The 7,075-nt window shown below is 71.4% G+C and carries 9 protein-coding genes; 1 reads left to right on the top strand and 8 read right to left on the bottom strand.

What is annotated here, in order from left to right; all coding sequences use genetic code 11:
• Positions 1-381, bottom strand: a 381-nt coding sequence (locus tag L2I40_RS15670) for a hypothetical protein (protein ID WP_237216137.1), incomplete at its 3' end; no start/stop codon positions are given.
• A 127-nt stretch (positions 382-508) separates the two neighbouring features.
• Here L2I40_RS15670 and L2I40_RS15665 point away from each other — a divergent pair.
• Complete coding sequence (locus tag L2I40_RS15665) at positions 509-1,744, top strand: argininosuccinate synthase (RefSeq protein ID WP_237216136.1); 1,236 nt, start codon at positions 509-511, stop codon at positions 1,742-1,744.
• Between the two features lie 3 nt (positions 1,745-1,747).
• Here L2I40_RS15665 and L2I40_RS15660 read toward each other — a convergent pair whose 3' ends face one another.
• The 7 genes from L2I40_RS15660 to L2I40_RS15630 form a co-directional block, all read right to left on the bottom strand.
• Positions 1,748-2,761, bottom strand: coding sequence for an alpha/beta fold hydrolase (locus tag L2I40_RS15660; RefSeq protein ID WP_237216135.1), 1,014 nt, complete (start codon positions 2,759-2,761; stop codon positions 1,748-1,750).
• Positions 2,758-3,849 (bottom strand): 1,2-phenylacetyl-CoA epoxidase subunit PaaE, encoded by a 1,092-nt coding sequence (gene paaE, locus L2I40_RS15655; RefSeq protein ID WP_237216134.1) that lies wholly within the window; start codon positions 3,847-3,849, stop codon positions 2,758-2,760. The genes L2I40_RS15660 and paaE overlap by 4 nt, the downstream gene beginning before the upstream one ends.
• 151 nt (positions 3,850-4,000) lie before the next feature.
• Positions 4,001-4,558: a 1,2-phenylacetyl-CoA epoxidase subunit PaaD gene (paaD, locus tag L2I40_RS15650; protein WP_408872055.1), complete on the bottom strand. Its 558-nt coding sequence runs from the start codon at positions 4,556-4,558 to the stop codon at positions 4,001-4,003.
• Complete coding sequence (paaC, locus tag L2I40_RS15645) at positions 4,555-5,319, bottom strand: 1,2-phenylacetyl-CoA epoxidase subunit PaaC (protein WP_237216133.1); 765 nt, start codon at positions 5,317-5,319, stop codon at positions 4,555-4,557. The genes paaD and paaC overlap by 4 nt, the downstream gene beginning before the upstream one ends.
• Before the next feature lie 118 nt (positions 5,320-5,437).
• Complete coding sequence (paaB, locus tag L2I40_RS15640) at positions 5,438-5,725, bottom strand: 1,2-phenylacetyl-CoA epoxidase subunit PaaB (protein WP_237216132.1); 288 nt, start codon at positions 5,723-5,725, stop codon at positions 5,438-5,440.
• A gap of 5 nt (positions 5,726-5,730) precedes the next feature.
• On the bottom strand, positions 5,731-6,747 hold the full coding sequence (paaA, locus tag L2I40_RS15635; RefSeq protein ID WP_237216131.1) for a 1,2-phenylacetyl-CoA epoxidase subunit PaaA: 1,017 nt from the start codon (positions 6,745-6,747) through the stop codon (positions 5,731-5,733).
• A gap of 110 nt (positions 6,748-6,857) precedes the next feature.
• The coding region (locus L2I40_RS15630) for a PaaX family transcriptional regulator C-terminal domain-containing protein (RefSeq protein WP_272910976.1) at positions 6,858-7,075 on the bottom strand (218 nt) is incomplete at its 5' end.

Genomic DNA, 7,075 nt, shown 5'->3' with positions numbered 1-7,075 from the left:
GCTAAAGGCCAGGCCCTGGGGTGGCGGAATCGGCGCCCATTCGCGCCCCGGCCAGACGATCTCGAGGTGGCGCAGCGAGGGCGTGCAGGGCGCGCGGCCGCGGCTGAGCTGCTGGCAGGCCTCCAGCGCCAGCCGTTCCAGCTCCTGGCGCGGCGCCGGGCCGCTGCGCGAGGCGAAGGCGCCGCCCGGGCCGATGACGAAGACCCGCGGCAGGCCGCGCAGCAGGGTGCGGGAGAGCTCGAGCTGCCCGTTCGGCCCGAGCCCGGGCACCGTGGCCGTCTCCAGCAGCGGCGGCGGGACGCGTCGCGGCGCCTCGGCCCGGGCGATGGCCCATGGCGCCGAGACGGCGAGCAGCAGCAGGAGGGCACGCAGGATCGGCATGGTCCCGCGCCCAATCTGGCGCCCTGGGCGGGGCGCGGTCCAGCGCCTCGCGCCGACGTGCCCGGACCCTTGCCCGTGGGCCGTCCGGGCGGCATGTTCCGCCGCCTTTCGACCCTCGGGGACCCCAATGCGCGTCAAGGACGTGAAGAAGGTCGTGCTCGCCTATTCCGGCGGGCTCGACACCAGCGTGATCCTGAAGTGGCTGCAGACCACCTATCGCTGCGAGGTGGTGACCTTCACCGCCGACCTTGGCCAGGGCGAGGAGCTCGGCCCGGCGCGCGACAAGGCGCTGCTGCTCGGCATCAAGCCCGAGAACATCTTCATGGACGACCTGCGCGAGACCTTCGTGAAGGACTTCGTCTTCCCGATGTTCCGCGCCAATGCGCTCTACGAGGGGATGTACCTGCTGGGCACCTCCATCGCGCGCCCGCTGATCGCCCAGCGCCAGATCGAGATCGCCGAGCAGGTCGGCGCCGACGCGGTGGCGCATGGCGCGACCGGCAAGGGCAACGACCAGGTGCGGTTCGAGCTGAGCTACTACGCGCTGAAGCCCGACGTGAAGGTCATCGCCCCCTGGCGCGAATGGGAGCTGACCAGCCGCACCCGGCTGATCCAGTTCGCCGAGGAGCACCAGATCCCGATCGCCAAGGACAAGCGCGGCGAGGCGCCGTTCAGCGTCGACGCGAACCTCCTGCACAGCAGCTCCGAGGGCAAGATCCTCGAGGAGCCGTGGGACATGCCGGACGAGATGGTCTGGCAGCGGACCATCAGCCCGATGGACGCGCCCGACCGGGCGACCGACATCACCATCGAGTTCGAGCGCGGCGACGCCGTCGGCATCAATGGCGAGCGACTGTCGCCGGCCGCGCTGCTGACGAAGCTGAACGCGCTCGGCAAGGAGAACGGCATCGGCCGGCTCGACCTGGTGGAGAACCGCTTCGTCGGCATGAAGTCGCGCGGCTGCTACGAGACGCCGGGCGGCACGATCCTCTACGTCGCGCACCGCGCGATGGAGAGCATCACGCTGGACCGTGAGGCCGCGCACCTCAAGGACAGCATCATGCCGCGCTATGCGGAGCTGATCTACAACGGCTTCTGGTTCGCGCCCGAGCGGCGGATGCTGCAGGCGCTGATCGACGAGAGCCAGAAGAGCGTGACGGGCACGGTGCGGCTCAAGCTCTACAAGGGCAACACCATCGTCACCGGCCGCCAGTCGCCGCACAGCCTCTACTCGATGAAGCACGTCACCTTCGAGGACGACCAGGGCGCCTACGACCAGTTCGACGCCCAGGGCTTCATCAAGCTGAACGCGCTGCGGCTGCGCCTCGGCGCGATGGCGGGGCGGCGCGGCGGCGCGCTGTAGGGGTCAGACCAGCTCCTCGATGAAGGCACGCAGCGCGGGCGCCCATTTCGCGGCGTCCACGCCGGAGGCCAGGTGGCCGTGCGGGCTCTCGAGCTCGACGTAGCGCGCATCCACGCCAGCCGCGTCCAGCGCGGGCATCACCTCGGCGGCGAGCGTCGGCGGGAACAGCGCGTCGGTGGTGGACAGCACGTAGAGCAGCTTCGCGCGGATGCGCCCGAAGCCGGGTGTCGCGTCGAAGCGCCGCGCGGCCTCGCCCAGCACCAGCATGGAATGCGGGTCGAAGACCTCGGCCCATTCGCGCGCGACGCGGCGGATCTCGGCGTCGCGTGCAGTCTGGTCCCGGAAGCGCTCGGCCAGCTTCGCCTCGATGCCGTAGCCGCGCAGCGTCCGCTCGCGCAGCGCGATCATGGTGCCGAGGATGCCGCCCGTCTCGTAGTGCCAGCCGCCGTTCCAGCCGGGATCCGCGGCGAAGTCGCGGCGCAGCGCATCGAGGTTCATCGAGCTCGGCGAACGCGGACCCGTCACGGCGGCGACCAGGCCGCGCGCGAAGCCCGGCCGCTCGGTCCCCCAGGCGAAGGCCTGGAAGCCCCCATAGGACGGGCCGGCGACGGCGATCAGCTCGCGCACGCCCAGCATCTCCAGCAGGCGGTGCTGCGCTGCGACCATGTCCTCGAGCGTGATGGGCGGGAAGTCGGGGCCGTAGGGCTTGCCGGTCGCCGGGTTCGTGCTGGCCGGGCCGGTGCTGCCGTGGCTCGAGCCGAGCATGTTGGAGGCGACGACGAAGATGCGGTCGGTGTCGATCGGCGCGCCGGGCCCGACGAGCTGGTCCCAGGCGCCCTCGGTGGCAGACGGCCCGCCTTCGGCGAAGCGGTGCGTGCTGGTGTAGCCGTGCGTCAGCAGCACCGCGTTGCGGCCGCCTGGCGCGAGCCGGCCATAGGTGGCGTAGGCGAGCCGCGCGTCGTGCAGCGTGCCGCCGAGCTTGAGCGGCAGGTCGCCGATCCGCGCGACCTCGCTCATGCCGCGTCGTAGTCCACGGTGACGTGGTCGCCCTTCGGGCGGCTCTGGCAGGTGAGCACGTAGCCGGCCTCCAGCTCCCAGGGCTGCAGCGAGTAGTTCTGCGCCATCTCGACCGCGCCCTCCGTCACCTTGGCGCGGCAGGTGCAGCACATGCCGCCGCGGCAGGACCAGGGCAGGTCCATGCCGGCGCGGAGCCCGGCGTCCAGCACCGTCTCGCCCTCCGCCATCGGCACGCGGCGCGTCACGCCGTCCAGCGTGATCTCGGCGGTGGCGGCGGGCGGCGCATCGGTGGCGACGACGGGCGCGCGGCGCGGCGGGGCGGCACCGCCGGCGGGCGTGAAGCGCTCGACATGGATGTGCCGCGCGGGGATGCCGAGCGCGGCGAGAGCCTCGGTCGCGGCTTCCGCGAGGCCCGTGGGGCCGCAGAGGAAGGCCTCGGCGATCTCGCCCGGCGGCACCAAGCCGGGCAGCAGCGCGGCTATACGCGCGGCGTCGAGGCGGCCGTGCAGCGTGTCGAGCTCATGCTTCTCGCGCGACAGGACGTGGACGACGGCGAAGCGGTCGAGGTGGCGGTCCTTCAGCTCTTCGAGCGCGGTGCGGAACATGATGTCGCCGGCGGTGCGGTTGCCGTAGAGCAGGACGAACCGACTGCGCTTCTCGCGCGACAGGAGGCTGGCGGCGATGGAGAGCACCGGCGTGATGCCGCTGCCGCAGGCAATACCGAGGATCGTGCGCGGCGGCGCGGCCGGGTCGGGCATCAGGCCGAAATGCCCGTCGGGCGGCATCGCTTCCAGCACGTCGCCGGGCTTCAGGTGATCCACCGCCCAGGCGGAGAAGCTGCCACCTTCCACGCGCTTGATCCCAACGCGGAGCGCGCCTTCGTCGAGGCCGGCGCAGATCGAATAGCTGCGGCGCTGCTCCTCCCCGTCCACTACGCGGCGGAAGGTCAGGTATTGGCCGGGGGTGAAGCGGAAGAGCTCTGCGGCCTGCGGCGGCGGCTGCAGGGTGACGGCGATCGCGTCCGCCGTCTCGCGGTCCACGCGCGTGACGCGGAGGGGATGGAAGCGTGTGCTCGTCACCGCGTTCATTGGCCGAACCTTACGATAAGAAGCGATGGCGGCCTGCGCGGCAGGCCGAGCGCGCGAATGCGCGCCGCGCACAAACCGACAGCGCCCCCGGCGCGACCGTGGCCTGCGCGCAAGCCAAGCGCGCGGAGCGCGCGCCCGGCGCCTGAGGGCACTATAAGCATTTGAAGTAGTCGAACGGCTCCTTGCAGGCCGTGCAGCGCCAGAGGGCCTTGCAGGCGGTGGAGCCGAATTCGGAGAGCTTTTCGGTCTCGGTGCTGCCGCAGCGCGGGCAGGCGACCTCCTCGTCCATGCCGAACAGCGCGCGGCGGCTGGCCTTGGGCGCGGGCGGGGCGATGCCGTAGTCGCGCAGCTTGTCGCGGCCCGCCTGCGTCATCCAGTCCGTCGTCCAGGCCGGGGACAGCACCAGCTTCACGCGGGCGGGGATGCCGGCGGCGTCGAGCGCCGTCTCGATGTTCACCGCGATCATGTTCATCGCCGGGCAGCCGGAATAGGTCGGCGTGATGTCCACCTCGACCTGGCCGTCCTCCGCCACGCGTGCGTCGCGCAGCACGCCGAGATCGGCGATGGACAGCACCGGGATCTCGGGGTCGGCGACCTCGCCGGCGATGCGCAGCGCGTCGGCGCGCAGTCGCGCGGCGGCAAGCGCGGCTGGAGCCCCACCCCGACCCTCCCCCGCTTCGCGGGAGAGGGAGCCTGTGGCGCGCGTCACCACGTTGCACCAGGATAGGCGCGCTGGAGGTGCTGCATCACGGCGAGCATGTGGCCGAGAGGCTCGGTGTGCACGCCGCGCCGGCCGCCCTGCTGCATCCAGCCATCCTTGGGCCGATCGAGCGTCGCCTCGGCCAGCACGCGCGCGACGGTCGCGTCCCACTCGGGCCGCAGCGACGCCGGGTCGGGCAGCACGCCGCGCGCCACGAGGTCCGCGTCCTCGGGCGCAAACATCTCGCCGGTGAAGCGCCACAGGCGGTCCAGCGCCTCCTGCGCGCGGCGGTGGCTTTCCTCCGTCCCGTCGCCAAGGCGGATCAGCCATTCGGCGGAATGCCGCAGGTGATAGGCGACCTCCTTCTCCGCCTTCGCCGCGATGGCGGCGAGCGTCGCGTCGGAGGAGCCCATGGCGGTGCGCCAGAAGGGATGCAGGACCGCGCTGTGCAGGAAGAGCCGCACGATGGTCTGCGCGAAGTCGCCGTTCGGCTGCTCCAACAGCAGCAGGTTGCGGAAGGACGGCGCGTCGCGGAGATAGGCGAGGTCGTCTTCGGTGCGGCCCTTGCCCTCGACCTCGGCGGCGTAGGTGTAGAGGCTGCGCGCCTGGCCGAGCAGGTCGAGCGCGACATTGCCGAGGGCGAGGTCCTCCTCGAGCATCGGCGCATGGCCGACCCATTCCGACAGGCGGTGCGCATGCACCAGCGCGTCGTCCGCGCGCGCGAGCACCGCGTGGAGGAGCGGGGTTTCGGCGAGGGTGATGGTGGTCATTGGGTGTCCACTCGCGCTGTGCTTGGTGAGCGTGGGAGTGCGGACCCACCCTCACCCCGGCCCTCTCCCGCGTCGTGCCGAAGGCACGCCTTCGGCGTGACGGGAGAGGGGGACTGCATCACATGTGCCCGACTTCGTCGGGCACCTCGTAGAAGGTCGGATGCCGGTAGATCTTGTCGGCGGTCGGCTCGAACAGGCTGTCCTTGTCCTGCGGATCGCTCGCAGTGATCGCGGAGGACGGTACGACCCAGATGGACAGGCCCTCGCCGCGGCGGGTGTAGGTGTCGCGCGCGGCCTGCAGCGCCATCTCGGCATCCGGCGCATGCACGCTGCCGGCATGGCGATGCGCAAGGCCCGAGCGGGCGCGGATGAAGACCTCCCAGATCGGCATATGGGCTTCGGGCATCGTCGTCACTCCGCGGCCAGCTTCGGCGTGGCGGCACGGCGGGCCTTGCGCTTCGCGGCATGGGCCAGCGCGGCCTCGCGCACCCAGGCGCCTTCGTCATGCGCGCGGCGGCGCGCCTCCATCCGCTCGCGGTTGCACGGGCCGTTGCCGGCGAGCACCTGGCGGAACTCCTCCCAGTCGATCTCGCCGAACTCCCAGTGCTTCGTCTCCTCGTTGAAGCGCAGCGCGGGGTCGGGGAACGTCAGGCCGAGGTAGTGGCCCTGCGGCACCGTCGCGTCCACGAATTGCTGGCGCAGCGCGTCGTTGGTGAAGCGCTTGATCTTCCAGCGCATGGACTGGTCGGTGTGGGAGCTCTCGGCATCCGGCGGGCCGAACATCATCAGCGACGGCCACCACCAGCGGTTCAGCGCATCCTGCGCCATAGCCTTCTGCTGTTCCGTGCCGCGGCAGAGCGTGAGCATGATCTCGTAGCCCTGGCGCTGGTGGAAGCTCTCCTCCTTGCAGATGCGGATCATGGCGCGCGCATAGGGGCCGAAGGAGGTCCGGCAGAGCGGGATCTGGTTCATGATCGCCGCGCCATCGACCAGCCAACCGATCGCGCCGATATCCGCCCAGGTCAGCGTCGGGTAGTTGAAGATCGAGCTGTACTTGGCCTTGCCGGACAGCAGCTGCTCCACGAGTTGTTCACGGCTCGTGCCCAGCGTCTCGGCAGCCGCGTAGAGATAGAGGCCGTGGCCGCCCTCGTCCTGCACCTTCGCCAGCAACGCGGCCTTGCGGCGCAGCGACGGCGCGCGGGTGATCCAGTTGCCCTCGGGCAGCATGCCGACGATCTCGGAATGCGCGTGCTGGCTGATCTGGCGCGTCAGCGTCCGGCGATACGCCTCCGGCATCCAGTCGTTCGGCTCGATCTTGTCCTCGGCCGCCACGCGCGCCTCGAAGCGGGCGAGGCGCTCCGGGTCCTCGACGAGACCCTGCGTCCCTTGGGGGCCGCTGTCCTTCTGGTTCAGCGCCTGGGTGTACATCGGCGGCCTCCCTGGGGCGCGCGTCGCCGCACGCGCCCGCCACGCTTGCCTGTCGATCAATATGTCACGGAACGAGGCGTCCGCAAGCAAAAAACGTAACGCGTTGGCCCTCAGCCTTCAGCAAAGCGAGAGGCGCGGGCGGGGGGAAGCGGCCCGTCCTCGTTCCGTCCCTCCGCGTCCAGCCAGGCCTCGGCCGCCGGGGTCAGGCGCCGATACAGCGCGGCAGTCAGGGCGCGCGCCGCGGCCCCCGGCCAGTCGGGCGGCAGCAGCGCGGGCGGCAGCGGCGGCGCCCGCAGCACCAGGCGCCGCCATTCATGGATCAGCAGCA

It is taken from the genome of Falsiroseomonas oryziterrae (genome assembly GCF_021864505.1).
Lineage (GTDB): Bacteria > Pseudomonadota > Alphaproteobacteria > Acetobacterales > Acetobacteraceae > Falsiroseomonas > Falsiroseomonas oryziterrae.
The sequence above is the reverse complement of the archived record's forward strand: the minus strand, read 5'-3'. Positions and strand labels throughout refer to the sequence as shown.